Source organism: Microbacterium sp. NPDC076895, assembly GCF_040687115.1.
In the GTDB taxonomy this organism is placed as follows: Bacteria; Actinomycetota; Actinomycetes; order Actinomycetales; family Microbacteriaceae; genus Microbacterium.
In genome coordinates this window covers 80,886-104,180 of sequence record NZ_JBFBMQ010000005.1, presented here as the reverse complement: position 1 = coordinate 104,180, position 23,295 = coordinate 80,886, and the positions used below count along the sequence as shown (strand labels likewise).

23 protein-coding genes and 2 tRNA genes are annotated in these 23,295 nt (G+C 65.7%); 21 read left to right on the top strand and 4 right to left on the bottom strand.

The annotated features are described in order from the left end of the window. Nucleotides 1–2: 2 nt before the first annotated feature. The 10 genes from AB0O89_RS06040 to era all read left to right on the top strand — a co-directional run bounded on the left by AB0O89_RS06040 (nt 3) and on the right by era (nt 9,100). Nucleotides 3–647 carry a DUF1990 family protein gene (locus AB0O89_RS06040; protein WP_300594398.1) on the top strand — a complete coding sequence of 215 codons (645 nt, stop codon included), beginning with the start codon at nt 3–5 and terminating at the stop codon, nt 645–647. Next, nucleotides 647–1,855: a radical SAM family heme chaperone HemW gene (gene hemW, locus AB0O89_RS06035; protein WP_300594401.1), complete on the top strand. Its 1,209-nt coding sequence runs from the start codon at nt 647–649 to the stop codon at nt 1,853–1,855. The genes AB0O89_RS06040 and hemW overlap by 1 nt, the downstream gene beginning before the upstream one ends. Before the next feature lie 110 nt (nt 1,856–1,965). Beyond that, nucleotides 1,966–3,000: a heat-inducible transcriptional repressor HrcA gene (hrcA, locus tag AB0O89_RS06030; RefSeq protein ID WP_363495104.1), complete on the top strand. Its 1,035-nt coding sequence runs from the start codon at nt 1,966–1,968 to the stop codon at nt 2,998–3,000. Nucleotides 3,001–3,048: 48 nt separating this feature from the next. Further along, nucleotides 3,049–4,164: a molecular chaperone DnaJ gene (dnaJ, locus tag AB0O89_RS06025; protein ID WP_363495102.1), complete on the top strand. Its 1,116-nt coding sequence runs from the start codon at nt 3,049–3,051 to the stop codon at nt 4,162–4,164. A 2-nt stretch (nt 4,165–4,166) separates the two neighbouring features. Further along, nucleotides 4,167–4,904 (top strand): 16S rRNA (uracil(1498)-N(3))-methyltransferase, encoded by a 738-nt coding sequence (locus tag AB0O89_RS06020; protein ID WP_228178929.1) that lies wholly within the window; start codon nt 4,167–4,169, stop codon nt 4,902–4,904. A 52-nt stretch (nt 4,905–4,956) separates the two neighbouring features. Then, the gene (locus tag AB0O89_RS06015) at nt 4,957–5,304 is read left to right on the top strand and encodes an HIT domain-containing protein (RefSeq protein WP_228178928.1); all 348 of its coding nucleotides are present in this window, start codon (nt 4,957–4,959) and stop codon (nt 5,302–5,304) included. Nucleotides 5,305–5,368: 64 nt separating this feature from the next. After that, complete coding sequence (locus tag AB0O89_RS06010) at nt 5,369–6,397, top strand: PhoH family protein (RefSeq protein WP_363495342.1); 1,029 nt, start codon at nt 5,369–5,371, stop codon at nt 6,395–6,397. Next, on the top strand, nt 6,394–6,864 hold the full coding sequence (gene ybeY, locus AB0O89_RS06005; protein WP_331792321.1) for an rRNA maturation RNase YbeY: 471 nt from the start codon (nt 6,394–6,396) through the stop codon (nt 6,862–6,864). Before AB0O89_RS06010 ends, ybeY begins: the two co-directional genes overlap by 4 nt. Continuing rightward, complete coding sequence (locus AB0O89_RS06000; RefSeq protein WP_363495099.1) at nt 6,861–8,204, top strand: hemolysin family protein; 1,344 nt, start codon at nt 6,861–6,863, stop codon at nt 8,202–8,204. The genes ybeY and AB0O89_RS06000 overlap by 4 nt, the downstream gene beginning before the upstream one ends. Beyond that, complete coding sequence (gene era / locus AB0O89_RS05995) at nt 8,201–9,100, top strand: GTPase Era (RefSeq protein WP_363495097.1); 900 nt, start codon at nt 8,201–8,203, stop codon at nt 9,098–9,100. The genes AB0O89_RS06000 and era overlap by 4 nt, the downstream gene beginning before the upstream one ends. A 23-nt stretch (nt 9,101–9,123) precedes the next feature. Here the strand turns inward: era and AB0O89_RS05990 are convergent, their stop codons facing one another. Continuing rightward, on the bottom strand, nt 9,124–9,741 hold the full coding sequence (locus AB0O89_RS05990; RefSeq protein WP_363495095.1) for a hypothetical protein: 618 nt from the start codon (nt 9,739–9,741) through the stop codon (nt 9,124–9,126). Between the two features lie 186 nt (nt 9,742–9,927). On the opposite strand from AB0O89_RS05990, the gene leuA reads away from it, so the two are divergent. Continuing rightward, the gene (leuA, locus tag AB0O89_RS05985) at nt 9,928–11,688 is read left to right on the top strand and encodes a 2-isopropylmalate synthase (protein WP_363495093.1); all 1,761 of its coding nucleotides are present in this window, start codon (nt 9,928–9,930) and stop codon (nt 11,686–11,688) included. Between the two features lie 27 nt (nt 11,689–11,715). Here leuA and AB0O89_RS05980 read toward each other — a convergent pair whose 3' ends face one another. Beyond that, nucleotides 11,716–12,441 carry a TRIC cation channel family protein gene (locus tag AB0O89_RS05980; RefSeq protein ID WP_341578921.1) on the bottom strand — a complete coding sequence of 242 codons (726 nt, stop codon included), beginning with the start codon at nt 12,439–12,441 and terminating at the stop codon, nt 11,716–11,718. A gap of 36 nt (nt 12,442–12,477) precedes the next feature. Here AB0O89_RS05980 and recO point away from each other — a divergent pair, with 36 nt between their 5' ends. The 3 genes from recO to AB0O89_RS05965 all read left to right on the top strand — a co-directional run bounded on the left by recO (nt 12,478) and on the right by AB0O89_RS05965 (nt 15,556). Next, a complete protein-coding gene (gene recO, locus AB0O89_RS05975) occupies nt 12,478–13,254 on the top strand; it encodes a DNA repair protein RecO (protein WP_331792316.1) in 777 nt (258 codons plus the stop codon). Next, a complete protein-coding gene (locus tag AB0O89_RS05970; protein ID WP_363495090.1) occupies nt 13,251–14,063 on the top strand; it encodes an isoprenyl transferase in 813 nt (270 codons plus the stop codon). The genes recO and AB0O89_RS05970 overlap by 4 nt, the downstream gene beginning before the upstream one ends. Before the next feature lie 98 nt (nt 14,064–14,161). After that, entirely contained in the window at nt 14,162–15,556 is a 1,395-nt protein-coding gene (locus tag AB0O89_RS05965) for a glutamate decarboxylase (protein WP_300594512.1), read from the top strand. Nucleotides 15,557–15,580: 24 nt separating this feature from the next. Here the strand turns inward: AB0O89_RS05965 and AB0O89_RS05960 are convergent, their stop codons facing one another. Further along, the gene (locus AB0O89_RS05960; protein ID WP_363495088.1) at nt 15,581–16,084 is read right to left on the bottom strand and encodes a glutathione peroxidase; all 504 of its coding nucleotides are present in this window, start codon (nt 16,082–16,084) and stop codon (nt 15,581–15,583) included. 70 nt (nt 16,085–16,154) lie between these two features. Here AB0O89_RS05960 and dusB point away from each other — a divergent pair, with 70 nt between their 5' ends. The 5 genes from dusB (at nt 16,155) to AB0O89_RS05935 (ending at nt 21,534) form a co-directional block, all read left to right on the top strand. Beyond that, complete coding sequence (dusB, locus tag AB0O89_RS05955) at nt 16,155–17,318, top strand: tRNA dihydrouridine synthase DusB (RefSeq protein WP_363495086.1); 1,164 nt, start codon at nt 16,155–16,157, stop codon at nt 17,316–17,318. 13 nt (nt 17,319–17,331) lie between these two features. Beyond that, complete coding sequence (locus AB0O89_RS05950) at nt 17,332–18,627, top strand: deoxyguanosinetriphosphate triphosphohydrolase (protein ID WP_363495084.1); 1,296 nt, start codon at nt 17,332–17,334, stop codon at nt 18,625–18,627. 9 nt (nt 18,628–18,636) lie between these two features. Then, nucleotides 18,637–20,532, top strand: a complete 1,896-nt coding sequence (gene dnaG / locus AB0O89_RS05945; RefSeq protein ID WP_363495082.1) for a DNA primase — start codon at nt 18,637–18,639, stop codon at nt 20,530–20,532. 53 nt (nt 20,533–20,585) lie between these two features. After that, nucleotides 20,586–21,374, top strand: coding sequence for an ATP-binding cassette domain-containing protein (locus tag AB0O89_RS05940; protein WP_363495080.1), 789 nt, complete (start codon nt 20,586–20,588; stop codon nt 21,372–21,374). Between the two features lie 84 nt (nt 21,375–21,458). Further along, a tRNA-Asn gene (locus tag AB0O89_RS05935) sits at nt 21,459–21,534 on the top strand. Between the two features lie 24 nt (nt 21,535–21,558). Here the strand turns inward: AB0O89_RS05935 and def are convergent. Continuing rightward, a complete protein-coding gene (gene def / locus AB0O89_RS05930; RefSeq protein ID WP_300590510.1) occupies nt 21,559–22,125 on the bottom strand; it encodes a peptide deformylase in 567 nt (188 codons plus the stop codon). A gap of 56 nt (nt 22,126–22,181) precedes the next feature. Here def and AB0O89_RS05925 point away from each other — a divergent pair, with 56 nt between their 5' ends. Together AB0O89_RS05925 and AB0O89_RS05920 are read left to right on the top strand one after the other, a co-directional pair. After that, a complete protein-coding gene (locus AB0O89_RS05925; RefSeq protein WP_363495078.1) occupies nt 22,182–23,189 on the top strand; it encodes a DMT family transporter in 1,008 nt (335 codons plus the stop codon). 28 nt (nt 23,190–23,217) lie between these two features. Beyond that, nucleotides 23,218–23,291 (top strand) — tRNA-Ile (locus AB0O89_RS05920). The last annotated feature ends 4 nt before the right edge of the window (nt 23,292–23,295 follow it).

The following is a 23,295-nucleotide window of genomic DNA, read 5'->3' as shown; positions in this document are numbered from 1 at the left end:
CCATGCGCCGCGGAACCTTCCGGGACGAGACCGTCGACTATGCAGCAGTCGGGGCCACACAGGCTACCGACCTCATGCAGTACCCGCCGGAGAAGAGCGTCCCCGCCGAGGAGTCCTGGCGGATCGGTAGCGGTCAGGCACGATTCGAGTCGGCGACCGAGTCGCTCTTGTCATGGGCGCCGCTGCGCGGGGCCGGGTTGTCGTTGGCCGACATCCGTCCGGCATCCGGGTCCGGCTACGCCGGCGTCGCGTACGACTCGGATGGCGCGCCGATAGCGCCGTCGCGACGCGACGCCGAGCAGCGTTTCGACGCCGAGGGCACTCCGTATGTCAGCGCCGGCGCTACAGTGCATGTCACCGGCCGGCTCAGCGGCTACCGCGCGGATGCCGAACTGCGCGTCATTCTGGCCGTCGAAGAACCCCGGCGCACGGCTTATGCGCTCGGCACCGTGGGCGGCTCTGTCGTCAGCGGCGAGGAGCTGTTCCTGGTCGAGTGGCGCGATAACGACGAGGTCTGGTTCACCGTGCGCGCATTTGACCGTCCCGTATCGACGCTGTACCGGCTGGTACCGCGCTTCGTCCGCGGGCGGCGGCGACGGCTCTTCCGGGCCTACCTGACGGCGGTATCGCCGCTGTTCGCTCCCTGATGGGCGCAGCGCTTCCCCTCGGCGATCCCGTTCCGCGCGACGGATCGCTTCCCGGGGCGGTCATCGACCCCACCGCCCCGCTGTCTGCATACGTCCATATTCCGTTCTGCCGCGTCCGCTGCGGCTACTGCGACTTCAACACCTACACGGCCGAGGAGTTGCGTGGCGCGCGCCGCGAGGACTATGCGGGGACGCTGCTTCGAGAGATCGACCTCGCGTCGGGCGTCCTTTCTGCCCATCCGAGGCCACTGAGCACGGTGTTCTTCGGCGGGGGAACGCCGACGCTGCTTCCTGCCCGCGACCTCGCAGTCATTCTGGTAAGCCTGCGGGATCGCTTCGGGCTCGAGCCGGATGCCGAGGTCACCGTGGAGGCGAACCCCGACACTGTCACACCTGAGGTCACCGAGGAACTGGCCGGTGCGGGAGTCACGAGGTTGTCGATCGGGATGCAGTCAGCGGTGCCGGAGGTGCTTCGGACGCTCGACCGGACGCACCGACCCGAAAACGTTGCGACGGCGGTGCGCGCCGCACGAGACAGTGGTCTGGCAGTAAGTGTCGACCTCATCTACGGCGCGCCAGACGAGACCCTCGATCACTGGCGACGCAGCGTCGAGGCCGCCCTTGCGCTGGAGACTGACCACATCTCGGCATATGCGCTGATCGTCGAAGAGGGCACTGCGCTGGAGCGCCGCATCCGACGCGGAGAACTCGCCACACCCGACGACGATCTGCAGGCTGCCATGTACGAGCACGCTGACACAGCGTTCGAGGAGGCCGGCTACGACTGGTACGAGGTGTCCAACTGGGCGAGGACCCCCGCCGACCGTTCGCGGCACAACCTTGCGTACTGGCACGGCCACGACTGGTGGGGTTTCGGTCCTGGCGCCCACAGCCACGTCGGAGGCGTGCGGTTCTGGAATGTCAGGCATCCTGCTGCCTACGCGCAGCGGCTCGCTGCCGGCGATTCACCGGGGGCGGGCTTGGAGGTCCCCGATGAGGAGGCGCGACTGCTCGAGCGCGTGATGCTGCGGGTGCGTACGGTGGAGGGTCTGCCGGTTTCGCAGCTGGCATGGCAGAGCCGACAAGCCGTTGCCGGTCTCGTCGCGGATGGACTCGTCGACGGTCGCGAGGCGGTGCGGGGGACCCTTGTGCTCACTCGTGCCGGGCGACTGCTGGCTGACGCGGTAGTCCGCGCGCTGACCGCGTGATCCAGGGCGTGGGGGAGAGGCATCCGCTAGAATTGGCACTCTGAGGATGTGAGTGCCAGTGCCACGTCGAGCCGCTGTAACGGCCGACGCCGGATGCGGAAGGAGGCGACATGGTCAGCGAGCGTGGGCTTCAGGTCCTGCGGGCTATCGTGCAGGACTACGTCGATACCCGCGAGCCCGTCGGAAGCAAGGCCATCGTCGAGCGTCACGCGTTCGGCGTATCAGCGGCCACGATCCGCAACGACATGGCGCTTCTCGAAGACGAAGAACTCATCGCGGCACCCCATACCTCGTCGGGGCGCGTCCCGACCGACAAGGGCTACCGCGTCTTCGTCGACCACCTCGCCGAGATCCGGCCCCTTTCACCGGCCCAGCGCGCAGCCATCGCGAGCTTCCTGCAGGGGCCCGGAGACCTGGATGACGCTCTGGCGCGAACGGTGCGGGCACTCACACAGCTCACCGGCCAGGTGGCCATCGTGCAGTATCCCTCGTTTGCCAAGGCGACCATCACGCACGTTGAGCTCGTGGCACTTGAGCCCACCCGGGTGCTTGTCATCGTCGTCACCGATACGGGACGTGTGTCACAACGCCTCGCGCTTCTGACCGTGGCCCTCGACGAGTCAGATCTCGCGCGCGTTCGCGCCGAGGTGTCGACACTGCTTGTCGGCCGCAGCGTCCGTCAGGGGGCGAAGCGCGTCGAGGAGCAAGCAGACAGTGACGTGCGCACCGCCCACCAGTCGGCGGTCACCGAGATCCTTCGAGTCGTGCAGGAGGAGCTTGACGAGTTCCGTCAGGATCGGCTCGTGATGGCTGGCGCGGCAAATCTCGCGCGTCGCGAGAGCGACTTCCGCGGAAGCATCTACCCGCTTCTGGAGGCGATCGAAGAGCAGGTGACGATCCTTCGCCTGATGGGGGAGATGGTCGCCGATGACAACGGGCTCGCAGCCAGCATCGGACGTGAGAACGAGGCGTTCGGGCTGTCGGAGGCATCCGTCATCGCAAGTGACTACGATGCGACGGGCGCGCGGGCACGCGTCGGGCTGATGGGCCCGACTCGAATGGACTATCCCAGCAACCTCGCGGCGGTACGTGCAGTAGCGCGCTACCTCACGGGGCTGCTCGCCGAGGACGAAAAGGGCCGATGAGCCCGTACGAACTGCCCGCGACAACACGCGGGATGCAGAAAGGTGACCGTGGCTGACCACTACGAGGTCCTTGGCGTGTCGCGAGACGCGTCGCCCGAAGAGATCAAGAAGGCATATCGCCGCCTGGCCCGAGAGCTTCACCCGGATGTGAACCCGGGGGAGGACGCTGCCGAGCGGTTCAAACTCGTCACGCATGCCTACGACGTGCTCAGTGACCCGCAGCAGCGCCAGCGCTACGACATGGGCGGCGGCCAGAACGGTGGTTTCGGCGGAGCCGGCGACTTCGGTGGCTTCAGCGACATCTTCGAGAGCTTCTTCGGGGGAGGGGGCGCTGCTCGCGGCGGGCGCCCGCGGTCTCGCAAAGAGCGGGGCCAGGATGCGCTGGTTCGCGTCGACCTCGACCTGAAGGATGTCGTATTCGGTGTCCATCGCGACATCGACGTCGACACCGCCGTCATGTGCGAGACCTGCAATGGTTCGTGCACGCAACCCGGAACAACGCCGGTTCGCTGCGATATCTGCCACGGCACGGGCCACATCCAGCGCACCGTACGAAGCCTGCTTGGCAACGTCGTCACCTCCCAGCCGTGCGGCACATGTCAGGGGTACGGCACGACGATCCCGTACCCGTGCGCGACGTGTCAGGGGCAGGGTCGCGTTCGGGCTCGTCGCACCGTGTCGATCGACATTCCGGCCGGTGTTGACACGGGCCTGCGGCTTCAGCTTCCCGGATCGGGCGAAGTCGGACCGGGCGGTGGGACGCGGGGCGACCTGTACATCGAGGTCTCCGTCGCGACGCATCCGGTATTCAGCCGCGAAGGTGACGACCTGCTCGCAACGCTCGAAGTGTCGATGCCGGATGCCGTTCTCGGCGCGGCCACGACGATCGAGGGCCTCGACGGGCCGGTGGACCTCGAGGTGCGTCCAGGAGTCCAGTCGGGCGATGTGCTGACCATCAAGGGTCGAGGCATCACACCGTTGCGCGGCAATCAGCGTGGTGACTTGCGCGTTGGCGTGCACGTGGTCACGCCCACGAAGCTCGACGCCAAGGAACGGGGCCTCATCGAGGAGTTCGCCAAGCGCACGAAGGCTCCCGCGCCTCACCTGGCGGAGTTCCATCAGGGTCTGTTCTCGAAGCTGCGCGATCGGTTCCGGAACGGCTGATCGTGCCGCTTCACTTCGTCGTCGACGAACCGCTGGATGCCGATACCGGCCAGACCGTGACCCTCACCGGCGCTGAGGCGCACCACGCCGCCACGGTTCGTCGGGTCCGCGTCGGAGAAACGGTCACGCTCGGTGACGGAGCAGGAGTGTGGCTCGAAGGCGCGTGCGAGCTCGTCGCAGCCCGCGAGGTCCTGGTTCGCGTCACGAACCGGGAGGAGGTACCGCGTCCATCCGTGCGGATCGAGCTCGTGCAGGCTCTTGCGAAAGGCGACCGCGACGAACTCGCGGTCCAAGCGTCGACCGAACTCGGCGTGGATGTCATCACGCCGTGGCAAGCTGCCCGCAGCGTTTCGCGGTGGGACGCGGCCAAGCGTGAGAAGGGTGTCACGCGCTGGCGTCAGATCGCGCGGGAAGCAGGCAAGCAGGCGCACCGTGCGTGGCTTCCAGAAGTCGGCGGCCCGCTGACGACTGCACAGTTGTGCGAGCGGGCCGCGGCGACCCGGATGCTCGTGTTGGAGCCGACAGCGGCGCTGCGTCTCAGCGAATGGATGCCTGACCCGACCGACTGCCGCGATATCGCTATCGTCGTCGGGCCCGAGGGCGGGATCGACGCAGGCGAGCTGACGTCCCTCGAAGCTGCGGGCGCGACGCTCGTGCGCCTGGGCGAGCATGTATTGCGTACTTCCACAGCGGGACCCGCGGCAATCGCTGTGCTCAGCAGCACGCTCGGCCGGTGGTGATCGTGCAAGTGGTAGCTGGGCCCGCCGGAGAGGCCGTCGGTAGACTGAGCGCATGAGCGAACCCTCCGTCTTCACCCGCATCCTGCGTGGCGAGATTCCCGCAGAGATCCTCAGCGAGACCGAGAACGTGTTCGTCATCCGGGATATCGCTCCGCAGGCGCCGCTGCACCTCTTGGTCATTCCGAAGACCGCCGAATACCGCGATGTCACCGAGCTTGCGGCGGGTGATCCTGCGTTGCTCGCCGAGATGGTGGCGGTGGCGGGGGATGTCGCCGCAGAGCATGGCAGCGGCGATTTCCGACTGGTCTTCAACACCGGTCCCGGCGCGGGGCAGACGGTCTTCCACGTGCATGCCCACGTGCTCGGCGGCGACCTTGCAGAAGGCAGTCTCGGTGGCTGATTCGGACAACAGTGCGGAATCCGGAGATCGCGTCACGGAGCGGTTGTTCGCCGACGGTGTAGCCATGGTCCAGCTTCTCGGGCCCGAAGACAGGCTGCTGCGCGTGGTCGAGCGGGAGCACCCGGATGTCGACGTGCACGTGCGCGGGAACGAGATCACTCTCGCGGGAAGCGCCGCAGCTGTGGCCGCGGCCCGAGAGCTCGTCGAGGAACTCCTGACGATGACGCGCACCGGTCACGATCTCGCGCCAGCTGACGTATCCAGCTCGAACCGTATCCTGCGAAGCGATGGCAACCCACGTCCGTCCGAGGTCCTGGGCGAAGCGATTCTCTCCAGCCGCGGTCGGGTGATTCGTCCGAAGACACTCGGGCAGAAGTCGTACGTGGATGCGATCGAGAACACCACGATCACGTTTGGCATCGGACCGGCGGGTACCGGCAAGACCTATCTGGCGATGGCCAAGGCGGTGCAGGCGCTGCAGCGTAAAGAGGTCAGCCGCATCATCCTGACCCGGCCCGCCGTCGAGGCGGGGGAGCGCCTCGGTTTCCTGCCGGGAACGCTGACGGACAAGATCGACCCGTACCTGCGTCCCCTGTACGACGCGCTGAACGAAATGATGGACCCGGAGATCGTTCCCAAGCTCATGGCGACAGGAACAATCGAGGTCGCGCCACTCGCCTACATGCGCGGGCGCACACTGAACGACTCGTTCGTCGTGCTCGACGAGGCCCAGAACACCACACCGGAACAAATGAAGATGTTCCTGACTCGCCTGGGTTTCAACACGAAGATGGTCGTGACAGGAGACATCACTCAGATCGACCTCCCGCAGGGGGCATCGGGTCTGCGCCTGGTCACGAAGGTGCTGAGCACGATCGACGACATCCACTTCGCGTATCTCACGAGCGACGACGTCGTGCGCCACTCGCTCGTCGGCAGGATCGTCGACGCCTACTCCGAGTACGACGAGCGGCGCCTGTCCGCGAAGCGAGAGCGCGACGAGGCGAGCGAGCTCAGCAATCGTGCCGAGCGCCGCGGGGCAAGCCGGCCCGCCGGACCACGCGATCACATGCCCAAACGAGGACGCCGATGACGATCGAAATCACCAACGAGTCCGGAATCGACGTCGACGAGACGGTCCTTCTTCGGCTCACCGAGAACAACCTCGCTGAGTTGTTCGTCAGCCCGGATGCCGACCTTGCGATCCTCCTGGTCGACGAGGGCGCGATGGAGTCGTTGCACGTCCAGTGGATGGACGAGCCCGGCCCGACGGATGTGCTGAGCTTTCCGATGGACGAACTGCGCCCGGGAACGGAAGATGCGCCGACCCCCGAGGGGCTGCTGGGCGACATCGTCTTGTGTCCGCAGGTCGCTGAGACTCAGGCTCAGGCCGCCGGTCATTCCACGATGGACGAACTGATCCTGCTCACCACGCACGGTCTGCTGCACCTGCTCGGTTTCGATCACGCCGAACCGGCGGAAGAACGTGAGATGTTCGCCCTGCAGCGAGACCTCATCGTCCGATTCCACGCGGCAGAACGCCGTCGTCTCAAGCCGTGACCGCGGCCCTCCTGCTGGCTGCGGCAGCCCTCCTGGTCGCCTTCGGTGGTCTGATGGCGGCGGTGGATGCAGCACTCGGAGTGACCTCCCGCTCAGACCTCGAGGAGATGAGTCAGTCCGGTCGCAATGCCGCGTTCATCCGCGGAATCGCCGATGACCCTGCGGCGCACGCGAACGCCGCGGGCTTCATGCGCGTCCTGTCCGAGACCACCGCGGCGGTGCTCGTAACTGTCGCGCTGACGATCCTGTTCGACAGCATCTGGTGGGCGATGCTCGCTGCCGCGATCATCATGACGGGCATCTCGTTCGTCGTGGTCGGCGCGAGCCCGCGCAGCGTCGGGCGCCTCCACGCCAAGGGGCTCCTCCGGGGCGCTGCACCCGTCATCCGTGCGATGCGCATCGTGCTGGGACCGCTCGCTCACGGTCTCGTCGCGCTGGGCGACCGGGTGACACCCGGTGTCGCCCGTGGATCATCGTTCGCCTCCGAAGAGCAACTGCTGAGCATGGTGGACGAGGCGGCATCGCAGGACCTCATCGAGGAGGACGATCGCGAACTCATCCACTCCGTGTTCGATTTCACCGACACGTACGTGCGGGCGGTCATGATTCCGCGCACAGAGATGGTGACTGTCGACGCTGACACGACGACGAAGGACGCGATGGAGCTGTTCCTCGACAAGGGAGTCTCGCGCGTTCCGGTCGTCGACGACGAAGCCGATGACGTCATCGGGATGCTCTACCTCAAAGACCTCGTGCAGTTCGCGTATCGCGATGAGGCAGGATGGCGCGCTGCTGCGATCTCACAGCTCGCGCGACCTGCCGTGTTCGTCCCCGAGTCCATGCGAGCCGAGACCCTCTTGCAGCAGATGAAGCGCGAGGCCGTGCACGTGTGCGTGGTGGTGGACGAGTACGGCGGGGTCTCGGGCCTCGTGACCCTCGAGGACCTGATCGAGGAGCTGGTGGGCGAGATCGCTGACGAGTTCGACCCGCGGGCCACCGAGATCGCCGAAGTCGCAGAAGGACGCTACCGCGTGAGTGCCCGATTGGGGCTGACGGAGGTCGGGGAGCTCTTCGACCTCGATCTCGAGGACGACGAGGTCGATTCGATCGGGGGACTTCTGGGCAAACAGCTCGGCAAGGTGCCGCAGCCCGGAGCGGTGACGGATTTCGAAGGTCTGCGCATCACCGGCGGCGCTTCCCGCGGCAAGGGTCGCGGCATCTCGACCGTGTTCGTCGAACGCATTCCGCTCGCGACCGACGCGGAAGGCGACGCAGCTGCCGACGACGAGGGCTTGGCTGCGGAATCCGAGCCGTCATCTGAACGGAAGGTGCGCTCGTGAGCGACAGCGATTTCCGATCCGGCTTTGTGACCTTCGTGGGGCGCCCGAATGTCGGCAAGTCCACGCTCATGAATGCGCTCGTTGGCGAGAAGATCGCGATCACCAGCGACAAGCCGCAGACCACCCGGCGAGCCATTCGCGGCATCCTGAACCGCCCCGGCGGGCAGATCGTGATCGTCGACACCCCAGGTCTCCACCGCCCGCGCACGCTCCTCGGTCAGCGCCTGAACGATCTCGTCGAAGAGGTTCTCGGAGACGTTGATGTGATCGCGTTTTGCGCACCAGCGACGGAGAAGGTCGGCCCCGGCGATCGACGGATCGCGGAGTCTCTCGACGGGTACGCGTCGGCGAGGAAGATCGCCCTGGTAACCAAAACGGATGCCGCCTCTCGCGACCAGATCACGGAGCGGCTCATGGAAGTCGACGCGCTGCGTGAGGACTGGGCGGCGGTTATTCCGCTTTCGGCGGTCACAGCGGATCAGCTCGAGGTTCTGGCTGATGAGATCTTGAAACTGCTGCCTGAGGGGCCTGCCCTGTACCCGGACGGCGTCGTTACTGACGAGTCGGACGATGACCGGATCGCCGAGATCATTCGGGAGGCCGCGCTCGATGGCGTCCGTGACGAGTTGCCGCACTCCATCGCCGTGGTCGTGCAGGATGTCGAACCACGTGAGGACTCGGACCTGATCGATGTCTACGCCGACATCGTGGTCGAGCGCGACAGTCAGAAGGCGATCATCATCGGCAAGAAGGGGTCGCGGCTCGCACGCGTCGGTGCGACGGCGCGCGAACAGATCGAGCCGCTCCTCGGATCCCGCGTCTTCCTGTCACTGCACGTCAAGGTCGCCAAGGACTGGCAGCGAGACCCGAAGCAGCTCGGTCGCCTCGGCTTCTGACCCTCACGTGCGGTGCGCCGTTCTCACGCAAGTGAGCGGAGGGCTGACTGGATGATCACGACACCGTCGCCGTACTCGGTGTCCGCGGCATCCTGCAGGCTGCCGTCATCCCAGATCACCTGCGCCCAGACGTAGCCATCCTGCGTCCAGGTCGCGAGCAGAAGATCGCCGAGAGCTGTCGGTAGCTCGCTCGCGATCTCGTCCAGTTCGGCAGCCGGTTTTTCGCCCGGGACTCCTCCCGTCGGGTCCTCTGGGCGAATCGGATCGTAGAGCGCAAGCATGATCGGCGGTTGGGTGGCGGTGAAGACCTCGCCGTCGAACGTTCCGAAGACGGCGTAGGTGCCCCACCGCGTGTCCCCTGACTCCTCGAAGCCGTCGACGCCTTCCCAGCTCCAGTCCTTGACCGGCAGCCCGTCGCACTGCGGCGGGTAGGACTCGGCGATCGGCCCGAGGCAGAGCGTCACGTCTCCGGCGACGTCAAGAACGGTTCCCGTGCCGACCACCTCGCCGTCCGGAGGACTGATCTGCGCAGTCGCCAACGAGCCGCCGGATGCACCGGACCCGCTGGCGCATCCGGCGGTGATCAGCAAGAGCGCTGCCGCGGCGAGCGCGGCGGTACCGAGACGAGTCGAAGTCCTCATACTGAGGTAGTGTCGACCGCGCGGCAAACGTCTCGAAGTCGGTAGAGCAGATTGCTGATAACATCGCCGTGTGCGTGCACTCTCGCTTCTTCTTAGCTGCCGCGGCGGGGCCATCTAGGGCCTACCTCGTCGCGGAGCTTCGTGTCGGCCCGTTCACCTCGAGCCAGAAGCAGGAAGAGCGACACCATGAAGAACACTCAGCAGCCGTCGGGGATGCCGACGCACAAGTACGTTCCCTATCACGAGCAGATCCGCGTGTCGGTTCCCGACCGCACGTGGCCCGACGCGAAGATCACGCAGGCGCCGCGGTGGTGCGCGGTCGACCTGCGCGATGGGAATCAGGCGCTCATCGATCCGATGAGCCCGGAGCGCAAGCGGATCATGTTCGATCTGCTGGTGAAGATGGGCTACAAAGAGATCGAGGTCGGTTTCCCGTCCGCGAGCCAGACCGACTTCGACTTCGTGCGTCACCTGATCGAAGACGATGTGATCCCGGATGACGTCACTATTCAGGTCCTGACGCAGGCCCGTGAACACCTCATCGAGCGCACGTACGAGTCGATCCGCGGCGCGAAGCGCGCGATCGTGCACCTCTACAACTCGACGAGCATCCTGCAGCGTGATGTCGTGTTCCGCACCGACAAGCAGGGGATCATCGACATCGCCCTCGAGGGTGCTCGCCTGTGCCGCAAGTTCGAGGCGACGGTTCCCGATACCGAGGTCTTCTACGAGTACTCGCCCGAGAGCTACACGGGCACCGAGCTCGAGTTCGCGGTGGACGTGTGCAACCAGGTTCTCGAGATCTTCGAGCCGTCGCCCGAGCGCAAGGTCATCATCAATTTGCCGGCGACGGTCGAGATGGCAACGCCGAACGTCTACGCCGACTCCATCGAGTGGATGAGCCGCCACCTGAACCACCGCGAGAACGTCATCATCTCGCTGCATCCGCACAACGACCGTGGCACTGCGATCGCTGCTGCTGAGCTCGGCTATATGGCCGGCGCGGACCGCATCGAGGGATGTCTGTTCGGCAACGGCGAGCGCACCGGCAACGTCGACCTGGTCGCGCTGGGGATCAACCTGCTCACGCAGGGAGTCGACCCTCAGATCGACTTCAGCGACATCGACCAGGTCAAGCGCACCGTCGAGTATTGCAACCAGCTCCCGGTGCACGAGCGCAGTCCCTGGGCCGGTGATCTGGTTTTCACTGCCTTCAGCGGGTCGCACCAGGATGCGATCAAGAAGGGCTTCGAGTCGATGGATGCCGCCGCCGCGGCGCAGGGGGTCTCTGTCGACGAGCTGGTGTGGGCTGTGCCGTATCTGCCGATCGATCCCAAGGATCTCGGCCGCTCCTACGAGGCAGTCATCCGCGTGAACTCCCAGTCCGGCAAGGGTGGCGTTGCCTACCTGTTGAAGACCGACCACGCCTTGGACCTGCCGCGCCGGCTGCAGATCGAGTTCTCGGGCGTCGTGCAGGCAAAGACGGATGCCGAGGGTGGCGAGGTCACGAGCGACCAGATCTGGTCGATCTTCACCGACGAGTACCTGCCGAGTACGGTTGCCGATGAGCGTTGGGGCCGGTTCGAGTTGCTCTCGACGCGCACCGAGAGCGACATGACCGGTGACGTCGTCCTCGACGTGCGGCTGCGTGACGGCGATGCCGAGATCTCGGCTCGCGGAAACGGCAACGGACCAATCGCGGCGTTCCTGTCCGTGCTGCGCGAGCAGGGGTTTGATGTCACCGTCTACGACTACGTCGAGCACGCTCTCAGCGCTGGCGGCGATGCGCAAGCGGCTGCCTACGTCGAACTTCAGGTTGAGGGTGAGCGGCTGTGGGGTGTCGGGATCGACGGTGACATCTCGACGGCGTCGCTGAAGGCGATCGTCTCGGGCGTGAACCGCGCCATTCGCGTCCGCGAGGAGTCCGGAGCTCTCGCCGCGGTCTGACAGCCGAGTGTGCGCGGGGGTTACCGGTCAGCCGGTTGCCCCCGCGTCGCCGTTGTCAGGACTTCCGGCATCACCGACGACGGTGATCGCCGAGGTCTCGACGGCGACCTTCCGGCGGTAGAGGGCACGCTGTTCCGGAAGCGAGATATCGAAAACGACAGCGAGCAGGCGGATGACTGTGGTCACGGCGACAGCCATGATCGCCGCGGCGGTGAGTGGCGCCCCCAGCGAGAACGAGACGGTGAGGACGACGCACCCCGCACCCGCCGCTACCGCGTAGAGCGATCCGACGTGCATGATCGCGACCGGCAGGCCCATGAGCACATCGCGCAGGATGCCGCCACCCACCGCAGCGGCGACGCCAACGAAGATCGCGGGCACTTCCGGTAGGCCGAGATACAGCGCCTTACTTGTGCCGAAGGCTCCGAACAGGCCGATGACGAGAGCGTCGAGCCCGACGATCAGCCAGCTAACGCGCTCGAGGATCGTCGCGAGCAGCATCCCCAGGAGCGCGGCTGCGACTGCCGTGATCAGGTACCAGTTCGACTGCAGCGTCGACGGGGTGACGTTCAGCAGCAGGTCACGGATGAGACCGCCACCCATCCCCATGACGATCCCGATGATCGCGACGCCGAGGAGATCCAGGCGCCGCTGGCCGCGGAATCCCGAGGCGAACAGCGCGCCCTGGAGCCCGCCCAGCGCCACGGCAGAGAGATCTGCCCAGAGCGGGATCACGAAGAGTGGCTCGTTCACCCGTCCATTGTCGCTCGATGCCGGGATAATCGAGGGGTGCCCACCTACCGTGACGAAGTCGTGGTTCTGCGCACCCACAAATTGGGTGAAGCGGACCGGATCGTCACGCTGCTGAGCCGACGCCACGGCAAGGTCCGCGCTGTGGCCAAGGGCGTGCGCCGCACATCGTCGCGGTTCGGCGCTCGTCTCGAGCCCTTCATGGTCGCCGATGTGCTGCTGTATCAGGGGCGCTCGCTCGACATCGTGCAGCAGGCTGACAGCCTCGGAGCCTACGGCGCAGACATCGCGCTGCACTACGACCGGTACACTGCAGCGCACGCGATGGTCGAGGCCGCGGACCGGCTCAGTGAGTCCGAGGCGACGACGCCGCAGTATCTTCTTCTGCTCGGCGGCCTGCGGGCGCTTGCCCGCGGCGAGCACGCATCGCGCAGCATCCTCGACTCGTATCTGCTTCGTGTCATGGCTCTGTCGGGATGGGCGCCCGGGCTTGATGCGTGCGCCCGGTGCGGGCGCGTCGGCGAGCACAGGTCCTTCGTCGCCCAGCTCGGCGGGATGGTGTGTCCCGACTGCTCGCCGGTCGGGTCGGCGCGGGTGGATGCCGAGACTCTCGGGGTGTTGCGTGCGCTCATGACGGGGGAGTGGGACGTCGTGGACGGGGCATCCGCCGGGGCGGGTGGGGCGGCATCCGGCCTGATCGCGGCGTACACCCAGTGGCACCTCGAGCGCGGCATCCGTTCGCTCGAACACCTCGATACCTTTGAGTCGCCCCCACAGCAGACGGCGCCTGTTCAGACGATGGAACCCACTCCATGAGCCCCAAGCCTTACACCCACCGTGACGCCGTGCCCTACCGGCCGATCGATTGGACAGGACTCTACCCACCCGAGTTCCCCAAAGGTTCGGTTCCGAACCATGTCGCCATCGTCATGGACGGAAATGGACGCTGGGCCAACCGACGCGGCCTCACGCGTGTCGAGGGCCACAAGGCCGGCGAAGCTGCCCTCCTCGATGTCGTGGCAGGAGCCATCCAAGCCGGCGTCAAACATCTGTCGGTGTATGCCTTCTCGACCGAGAACTGGTCGCGCTCACCCGACGAAGTCCGCTTCCTCATGGGGTTCAACCGCGACGTGCTGCACCGCCGTCGCGACCAGCTGAACGAATGGGGCGTCAGGGTGCGGTGGGCCGGTCGCAAGCCCCGGCTGTGGTCGAGCGTCATCAAGGAACTGCAATTTGCCGAGCAGCTGACCGCAGGCAACGATGTCCTGACCCTCACGATGTGCGTCAACTACGGCGGTCGGGTAGAGCTCGTCGATGCGGTGCGCTCGATCGCCGACGATGTCGCCGCGGGCAGGCTGCGTGCCTCTGCGGTGAGCGAGAAGCTCATTGCGCGTCGGCTCTACCAGCCGGAGATGCCGGACGTGGATCTTTTCATTCGGTCCAGCGGCGAACAGCGCACATCGAACTTCCTCCTCTGGGAGTCGGCATACGCGGAGTACGTGTTCCTCGACACCCTCTGGCCGGACTTCTCCCGGGCAGACCTGTGGCGAGCGATCGACCTCTACCTTGGCCGGGACCGCCGCTTCGGCGGAGCGGTCGACACTCCCGAGCCTCCCGCTCTGTAGCAGCTCGAAGGCCGGGATCCACGCCGGATCCGTTCATCCCGTCGGTAGCGAGCCCCGCGTGAGTCCTGAAAGACTCGGTAGCAACCCGAGGAGATGCCATGCTGCACGAACGCGACACCATCCGTGACGAAATCTTCGACGAGGTTTTTGCCTCGACCGAGCTGTCGGCGAGCCTGCCGAAGTTCCAGATGCCCCAGAGCGAGCAGCTCGCGCGGCACGCATATCGGCTCGTTTCCGACGAGTTGATACTCGACGGCAACTCGCGCCAGAACCTTGCGACGTTCTGCCAGACCTGGCTGGAGCCCGAAGTTCGGGACCTCATGCGCGAGACACTCGACAAGAACATGGTCGACAAGGACGAGTATCCGCAGACCGCGGCGATTGAGGCACGATGTGTTCACATCCTCGCCGACCTTTGGAACTCTCCCGAGGCAGAGAACACCCTCGGCACATCGACGACCGGCTCGAGCGAGGCGGCCATGCTCGGCGGTATGGCACTGCTGTGGAAGTGGCGCGAGCGGCGACGGGCAGCTGGACTGTCGACAGACAAGCCGAACCTCATCTGCGGGCCCGTGCAGGTGTGCTGGCACAAGTTCGCCCGCTACTGGGATATTGAGCTGCGCGAAATCCCCATGGAACATGACCGGCTGATCATGACGCCGGATGAGGTTCTTTCTCGGGCCGACGAGAACACGATCGGCGTGGTACCCACGTTGGGTGTTACCTTCACCGGCCAGTACGAGCCAGTGCAAGCAGTCAGTGCGGCACTCGATGACCTCCAGGCACGTACCGGACTCGACATCCCCATCCACGTCGACGGTGCGAGCGGTGGCTTCCTCGCACCCTTTACCGCCCCCGACATCGTGTGGGACTTCCGCCTACCCCGTGTGAAGTCGATCAATGCGTCAGGTCACAAGTTCGGTCTGGCACCACTGGGGGTCGGGTGGATTGTGTGGCGCGACGCATCCGAACTTCCCGAGGATCTGATCTTCGAAGTGAACTATCTCGGCGGCAACATGCCGACCTTCGCGCTCAACTTCTCCCGTCCCGGCGGACAGGTGATCGCCCAGTACTACAACTTCGTGCGACTCGGTCGGGAGGGGTACCAGCGCGTTCATCAGGCCTGCTACGACACCGCGATGTACCTCGCGGCGGAGATCGCGAAGCTCGGTCACTTCGAGATCATCAACGATGGCAGTCCCGAGCACGGCATTCCGGCTGTCTCGTGGAAACTCGTCGAGGGAGTCGAGCACGGATTCACCCTGTTTGATCTTGCCGACCGGCTGCGTACACGGGGCTGGCAGGTCCCGGCCTACACCATGCCCGCCAACCGGCAAGACCTCGCCGTGCAGCGCATCCTTGTCCGCGCCGGATTCAGCCGCGACGAGGCATCGCTCCTGATGGATGACTACCGTGATGCGATCGCTCACTTCGACAAGCACCCGGTATCCGTCCCGATGAGCGAGGAAGAGGCGGGCAGCTTCCATCACTGACCCGGGGGCGAAAACTGCGCGAGATCAGCGGGGGAGCGACTCTTCGATCACCGAAACGATCGCCGGGTCGTCAGGCTTTGTCGTCGGACGGAACCGGCGCACAGTGCCGTCGGGCGTGAGCAGGAACTTCTCGAAGTTCCACAGCACGGGACCACGCTTACCCTCGGCATCCTTCGCCTTCTTGAGGGCCTTGTAGAGCGGCGCGGCGTGGGAGCCGTTGACCTTGACCTTCTCTACCACCGGAAACGAGACGCCCCAGGTGGTCGCGCAGTAGTCGAGAATCTCGTCCATGCTGCCCGGCTCCTGCCCCATGAACTGGTTGCAGGGGAACCCGATGACGGTGAATCCGCGAGCGCCGTAGGTCTTCTGTAGCTGCTCGAGTTGCTCGTACTGTGGCGTCAGACCGCACTTCGAGGCGACGTTGACCACCAGCACGACACCGTCACCGTAGTCGGCCAGCGTCGCCGTGTCGCCGTCGGCCGTCGTGAAGGGGATGTCGCGGAGGGAAACCTGCTGCACGTCGGTCATGGGTTCAGGCTACCGTCGCCCCCGAGGGACAGCGCGGCGCGGCAACGCGCAGGTCTGGGAGAATGGGTGGATGCCGTCATCACCGTCCGCCACGTCCGTCGCGCCGCTGCGAATCGGTCCGATCACGGTCGATGCGCCGGTCGTGCTCGCACCGATGGCCGGGATCACCAACACGGCGTTTCGGCGGTTGTGTCGCGAGTACGGCGCGGGCCTCTACGTCAGCGAAATGATCACGTCGCGTGCGCTCGTGGAGCGCAACGAGACGACGATGCGGTTGATCACTCATCACGAGTCCGAGACGCCGCGGTCGATTCAGCTGTACGGCGTGGATCCTGCCACGGTGGAGGCTGCGGTACGGGTTCTTGTCGAGGAGGACCGCGCAGATCACATCGACATGAACTTCGGATGCCCCGTCCCCAAAGTCACGCGCAAGGGAGGTGGTGCCGCCCTCCCGTGGAAGCTCGGCCTGTTCCGTGAGATCGTGACGCGCGCCGTTGCCGCAGCGGGACCCATCCCCGTGACGGTGAAGATGCGCAAGGGAATCGACGACGACCATCTCACCTACCTCGAGGCGGGCAGAATCGCCGAGGACGCCGGCGTCTCAGCGGTCGCACTTCACGCCCGCACAGCCGCCCAGTTCTATTCGGGGGAGGCTGACTGGGAAGCGATCGCTCGTCTCAAAGAGCACGTGAGCTCGATTCCGGTGCTCGGCAACGGTGACATCTGGGCAGCCGAGGACGCGACGCGGATGATGGCTGAGACCGGATGCGACGGCGTTGTCGTGGGTCGCGGGTGCCTCGGGCGGCCCTGGCTGTTCGGAGAGCTGGCGCGGGCGTTCGACGTGGATGCCGGACCGCTTGTCGACGCAAATCTGGGCTTCGTCGCGCGTGCCTTCCGTCGGCATGCGGAGCTTCTGGTGGAGTTCTTCGAGGACGAGGGCCGCGGATGCCGCGACATCCGAAAGCATGTCGCCTGGTACTTCAAGGGCTATCCGGTGGGCGGCGATCTCCGAGCCAGACTTGCGACGGCATCCTCTATCGCCGAGATCGACGAGCTGCTCGCGCAGCTGGACCTCGACGCTCCCTATCCGGGAAGCGCAGCCGAGGGTCAGCGCGGGCGCGCGGGAACCCCGAAGCGCCCTGCTCTGCCGGACCGCTGGCTCGAGTCTCAGGACATTGACGGCGTCGACTCGTGTGCGCTGGCCGACGCTGAACTGGACCACAGCGGTGGCTGAGCGAGGTGTCCCGGTGCATCGCGGGTATGCGGATGCCGATGCCGAACGATTCTATAGCGAGCACCACCGATCGCAGCGCGACGGTTTCGCACGGGACCGGGCGCGCGTGCTGCACTCGGCGGCGCTTCGCCGCCTTGCCGCCAAGACCCAGGTCCTGAGCCCCGCAAGCCCCGCCGATTTCGCTCGTAACCGGTTGACCCACTCGCTCGAAGTCGCACAGGTCGGACGTGAGCTCGCCACGGCGCTCGAACTGGCGCCCGACGTCGTCGACACCGCGTGCCTGAGCCACGACCTGGGGCATCCGCCCTTCGGTCATAACGGCGAGCGTGCCCTGAATGACTGGGCAGAAGACATCGGTGGATTCGAAGGAAACGCGCAGACCCTGCGGATCCTGTCGCGCCTGGAACCCAAGGTCATCGACGCCAACGGCCGGAGCCACGGCCTGAACCTCACGCGCGCAAGCCTGGATGCCACCTGCAAGTACCCCTGGACCTCCGAGCATCCGCTTCCCGACCCGGGCGGCCGGCTCAAGTACGGGGTGTACGAGGAGGACGAGGCGGTCTTCACCTGGATGCGCGAGGGCGCACCCGGGCGGGTTCGCTGTATCGAGGCCGAGGTCATGGACCTCTCCGACGACATCGCTTATTCCGTCCACGATTTCGAAGACGCGATCGTCAACGGCTACCTTGATCCGGCGCGCCTGGCCGATCCTGCCGAGCATGACGCTCTCATCACTGCGATTCAGACCTGGGTGGGCTACGACTTTGCGCGAGACGAGCTCGAAGACGCCCTCTACCGCCTGATGCGGATGCCCGAGTGGGTCGCGAGTTTTTCGGGCACGCGCTCCGACCTTGCACGCCTGAAGAACCTGACCAGCGACCTCATCGGGCGTTTCGCCCGTGCCGCCGTCACGGCGACCCGCGCGGCAGCCGGAGGCCCGGATCTGACCCGCTTCCATGCTCACGTCGTGGTGCCTCGCGTCATCGAGGCCGAGATGGGGGTGCTCAAGGGCATCATTGGTGCTGTGGTGGTGAGCATCGATGGTCGTAAGGCGCTCTACAAAGAGCAGCGGCGCCTGCTCAAGCGCCTGGCCACAGCGCTGTGGGAGAACCCGCACGAGCTGGATGCCGTTTACCGCGAAGACTTCGATCACGCCGTGACCGACCGAGAGCGACGCCGCACGATCGTCGATCAGGTCGCAAGCCTGACCGATCAGCACGCGATCTCGTGGCACGGCAGGCTTGTCGGTGACGTCGATGTCGCCTCCCTCGGGATCTGGGTACCCGGCACGCCGATGCGGGCACGGTAGGGCGCCCGGATGCCAGGACGTATCGCTCAGGCCGACATCGACGAGGTGAAGGCGCGTACGAACATCGCGGATGTGATCGGCGAACGTGTTGCGCTCAAATCCGCCGGTGTTGGTTCGCTGAAGGGACTGTGCCCCTTCCACGACGAGCGCAGTCCGAGCTTCCATGTGCGGCCGCAGGTCGGCTTCTATCACTGCTTCGGGTGTGGCGAGTCGGGCGACGTGTATTCGTTCCTGCGCAAAATGGACCATCTGAGTTTCACCGAGGCCGTCGAACGCTTGGCCGGACGCATCGGTTACACGCTTCACTTCGAAGAGGGCGGCGCTGCCCCGGAGAACTCGGGTCGCAGTCGCCTCTACGCAGCAAACGCTGCCGCTGCTGAGTACTTTCGTGCCCAACTTCTGACGCCCGAGGCCGAGATCGGACGCCGGTTTCTGGGCGAGCGAGGGTTCGACGCTGCTGCCGCTGCTCACTTCGGCGTGGGCTTCGCGCCCAAGGGCTGGTCGAACCTGTCGGACGCCCTCGCTGCGCAAGGGTTCACGCGTGAGGAGCTCTTGGCTGCCGGACTGCTCTCACAAGGTCAGCGCGGTACGTACGACCGTTTTCGTGGCCGACTCATCTGGCCGATCCGTGATGTGACGAGCCAAGTCGTCGGCTTCGGGGCGCGACGGCTGCTCGAAGACGACCAGGGCCCGAAGTACTTGAACACGCCGGAGACGTCGATCTACCGGAAGTCCCAGGTGCTCTACGGACTTGATCTGGCCAAGCGTGACATCTCGCGGGAGCACCGGGTCGTGGTCGTCGAAGGCTACACCGATGTCATGGCGTGCCACCTGGCGGGAATCACAACGGCGATCGCGACCTGTGGCACGGCGTTCGGTAGCGATCACATCACGGTGCTCCGGCGCGTCATGGGCGACGATTCGAGTGGGGGAGAGGTGGTCTTCACCTTCGACCCCGATGCCGCGGGTCAGAAGGCAGCCCTCCGCGCCTTCGCCGACGAGAAACGCTTCTCTGCGCAGACCTATGTCGCTGTGGCCCCGGACGGTTTGGACCCGTGTGATCTACGTCTCGCCCGCGGCGATGATGCCGTGCGCGCCCTCATGACGAACAAGTCACCGATGTTCGAGTTCGTCATCGACCAGCGTCTCGCACAGTACGACCTCGGAACTGTCGAGGGGCGGGCTGCGGCGCTTCGGGCGGCGGCGCCGGTGGTCGCCGACATCCGAGACCCGTCATTGCGCCCCGGATACGTTCGTGTGCTCGCGCGCCGGATCGGACTCGACCTCGACGAGGTGGGCGCTGCGGTGACTCGGGCTTTCCGCTCACGCGACGCGGGTGGCGCGCCGCAGCGACGTGGGAGCGACGGTGCGGCAACCGAGCGCCAGCATCCGGATGATGGACCTGCCGCGGCATCCGCACCGATGCTGGTCCCGACGATCGCGTCGCTTCCTCGCACGCGCGATGTCGTGATTGAGCGCGACGCGCTCATGGCTGCTCTGCAGTTCGGGCACCGCCTCGACGATGCCACCGTCCGACGCGCCCTGGGAGCCGCGTTCCAGCATCCGGCGCTCGATGCCGTTCGTGCCGCCGTCGTCGATGCGCCCGACTACACGCGAGCAGGATGGGCAGTGCAGGCTGTTGACACCATCCGCGAGCCCTACCGCGCTCTCGGCTCGGAGCTGCTGATGTCGGCGTTCCCGGCTCTCGGTGAGACGGATGCTGCGGCGTCTGCATCCGATCTGATGCGCAGACTCATCGTGCGACGCGTTGACACGGAGAAGGCAGAATTGGTTCGCGCGGTCCAGCGTGTGCCCCCGGACTCGGAGGAGGGGCGCCGGATTCGGCTGCAATTGCGCGAGCTCGACCTCGAGCGGCAGCGCTGGACAGGTGACGTCGAACGCTGATCGCGCCGGAGTCCAGACTGGATCCCGACGCGACGGCACGGCAGGATGAGGGTATGTCTCCTCGTCGCAGAGCCACCGAAGCGGCGATCGTGTGCTCGGACCTCTCGATCAGTCACTCCGGTCGCGGTGAGACCGACAAGCTCATCGACGGGATCACCTTCACGGTGGCGCGCGGTTCGGTCCTGGCGCTCATGGGGCCTACCGGTGCCGGGAAGTCGAGTCTGCTCTCAGTACTTGCCGGTCGTGCACACGAGGGGGTTTCGGTCACCGGGGGAGACGCGCTCGTCGACGGCATCTCGGTGCGACGGCCGGGCAGGGCCATCCGTGAACTGACCTACTTTGCCGGATACCTGCCGCAATCTGCGGGAGCTCACCTGCCGTCCCGGCTGACGGTCTCAGAGGTCATTGCAGAGCCGATCACTTCGCGAGAGCGCCGGATCAATCAGAAGGCCCTCGCGATCCGGGTCGCCGGGCTGCTCGATGAACTCATGCTTCCCCTCGGCGCTGCCAGTAAGTTCCCGTACGAGCTGTCAGCTGGGATGCGTCAGCGCGTGGCTCTGGCCCGAGCTCTCGTCGTCGATCCGCGAGTTCTCGTGGCTGACGAACCATTCGCGAATCTCGATGTCGAAGTCCGCAAAGCGGCACGCGAGGCCATCACGCGGCGGCGCGATCACACCGGCATGGCCGCCGTGATTTCAACGCATGACCCCGAAGCTGTGAAGGAACTCGATGCCAACGTGCTCGTGCTGCGAGGCGGACACGTCGTCGCCTTCGGCCACGGCACGAACGATCTCATCTGGACGCCGAGCACAGAAGCCGACCGCCGATTCGTCGTCTCCTGACGGCGCGACGCGGGGGTGCCCCGCGTCGTTGACACCCCGTCGGCTTTGCTAAGATAGTGGGGTTGCCTGCTGCGGCGGGCATATTCCTCGGTAGCTCAATTGGCAGAGCAATCGGCTGTTAACCGATAGGTTCTTGGTTCGAGTCCAAGCCGGGGAGCCATTACTTCTCTTCCTCGTCGATGGTTCAGGCGTCGAGGTCGTCGACGCCTGGCATCCATGAATTGCCCGGCGTACCCCAGCCCTGTTTGCGAGATATCTTCTGCGCGGTGCGCCAATCGCGGTCACCGAGCCTATCCACATAGAGCACGCCGTCGAGGTGATCGAATTCGTGCTGCAGGATGCGCGCGCGCCAGCCGTCGACCTCGATATCGACCCGCTCACCCTCGAGATCGATTCCGGTCACCCTGGCGCGCTCGGACCGGCGCAGTGGGAACCGCTCACCGGGGAAGGACAGGCAGCCTTCGGACTCCTCGTCGGGATCTGGCTCGCCCGGCTCGAGGGGAGCAATCCACAGTTCCGGGTTGATGACCACGCCACGCCACGGCGCACCGTCGTCATCGGTGTAGCTGTAGGTGAAGATCCGAAGCCCCACGCCCACCTGCGGGGCGGCGAGCCCGACGCCGGGCGCGGCATCCATCGTCTCGTACATGTCGGCGACAAGGCGACGGATGTCGTCGTCGATCTCTGCGACGGGAGTGGCGGGAGCGTGGAGGACGGGATCGCCCATGATGCGGATCGGGAGAACAGCCATGCGACAAGCCTATTGAGACACACGGCGTCCGGCCGACGCCGGGATAGGGTCGAAAGGTGCTCCTCCTGACCGTGTCGGCAAGTGTGACCGACCAGATCACCGAGGCGTTCCGTGACCCCGCAATTCTCGCGGGTATTCCTCTCGCACTGCTCGGCGCCATCTTCATGTCCTTCGGCGCCCAGTATCAGTACCGGGGAGTTCAGAAGGTCGAGAAGGTCACCGGTCGGTCCGGTGGGAACGGACTCGACCGCAACCACCTGCTGAACTTGCTACGACGGCCATCGTGGTTGGCGGGCACCATCATGCTCGGCCTGGCCATCGTTTGTCAGCTGGCTGCACTCTCCGTAGCGCCGCTGATCGTCGTCCAGCCACTCGGCGCCGTCTCGCTGGTCATCACGACCCTGTTGAACGCGCGCATCAGCGGCCATCGCCCGACCCGCCAATCGATCCGATCGATCGTCGCGGCAGTGGGCGGGATCTTCATTTTCGTGACGATCGCCGCGTTCTTTGCCACCGAGCGTCCCGTCACTCAAGCGCAGCTGCTCATCATCCTCGGTCTGTTGGCCGTGACCATCGTCATCTTCGCGGTTCTCTGGCTCGTGTTCCGCAAGCACGGCCTCGCGCTGTTCTATATCGTCGCTTCGGGGGTTCTCTACGGGTTCGTAGCGACTCTCGCGAAGGTGGTTCTGAGCCGGATTCGCGACCAGAACTTCGACTGGCTCACTCTGTTGTGCGTCGTTGCCCTGCTGGCTGCGGTGGCGGTTGGGGCGTACTTCGTCCAGACGGCATACAGTCTGGGTCCACCCGATCTCGTTATCGCGGGCCTCACCGTGATTGACCCGATCGTCGCGGTGGTCATCGGACTTGTCGTTCTGCAGGAGGCGGAGACTGCGCCGCTGTGGGCCTTCATCGGATTCGGTGTCGCCGGCGCCCTCGCTGTGTACGGAGTGATCAGCCTGGCGCGCAACCACCCGCAGGTGATCAGCGACAGCCTGGAGCTGCCGTTCACACGCGGAAGCGCGTCGGATGATTCGTCCTCCGACGGGCCGAAGTCCTCGTCGTGAGCGCACGCCCGGTACGCTGATCTGGTAGGGGGCGGTGGCCAAGCTGGTCAAGGCAGCGGGCTCATAACCCGACGATCGTGGGTTCAAGTCCCACCCGCCCTACGAA

Bases quoted from the DNA above. Each gene is read 5' to 3' on its own strand.
- dnaG (WP_363495082.1), top strand. From the start codon at position 18,637: ATGCCAGGACGTATCGCTCAGGCCGACATCGACGAGGTGAAGGCGCGT.
- AB0O89_RS06015 (WP_228178928.1), top strand. From the start codon at position 4,957: ATGAGCGAACCCTCCGTCTTCACCCGCATCCTGCGTGGCGAGATTCCC.
- hrcA (WP_363495104.1), top strand. From the start codon at position 1,966: ATGGTCAGCGAGCGTGGGCTTCAGGTCCTGCGGGCTATCGTGCAGGAC.
- dusB (WP_363495086.1), top strand. From the start codon at position 16,155: ATGCCGTCATCACCGTCCGCCACGTCCGTCGCGCCGCTGCGAATCGGT.
- AB0O89_RS05940 (WP_363495080.1), top strand. From the start codon at position 20,586: ATGTCTCCTCGTCGCAGAGCCACCGAAGCGGCGATCGTGTGCTCGGAC.
- AB0O89_RS06010 (WP_363495342.1), top strand. From the start codon at position 5,369: ATGGTCCAGCTTCTCGGGCCCGAAGACAGGCTGCTGCGCGTGGTCGAG.
- AB0O89_RS06040 (WP_300594398.1), top strand. From the start codon at position 3: ATGCGCCGCGGAACCTTCCGGGACGAGACCGTCGACTATGCAGCAGTC.
- leuA (WP_363495093.1), top strand. From the start codon at position 9,928: ATGAAGAACACTCAGCAGCCGTCGGGGATGCCGACGCACAAGTACGTT.
- hemW (WP_300594401.1), top strand. From the start codon at position 647: ATGGGCGCAGCGCTTCCCCTCGGCGATCCCGTTCCGCGCGACGGATCG.
- AB0O89_RS05990 (WP_363495095.1), bottom strand. From the start codon at position 9,741: ATGAGGACTTCGACTCGTCTCGGTACCGCCGCGCTCGCCGCGGCAGCG.
- ybeY (WP_331792321.1), top strand. From the start codon at position 6,394: ATGACGATCGAAATCACCAACGAGTCCGGAATCGACGTCGACGAGACG.
- AB0O89_RS05960 (WP_363495088.1), bottom strand. From the start codon at position 16,084: ATGACCGACGTGCAGCAGGTTTCCCTCCGCGACATCCCCTTCACGACG.
- AB0O89_RS05970 (WP_363495090.1), top strand. From the start codon at position 13,251: ATGAGCCCCAAGCCTTACACCCACCGTGACGCCGTGCCCTACCGGCCG.
- def (WP_300590510.1), bottom strand. From the start codon at position 22,125: ATGGCTGTTCTCCCGATCCGCATCATGGGCGATCCCGTCCTCCACGCT.
- AB0O89_RS05965 (WP_300594512.1), top strand. From the start codon at position 14,162: ATGCTGCACGAACGCGACACCATCCGTGACGAAATCTTCGACGAGGTT.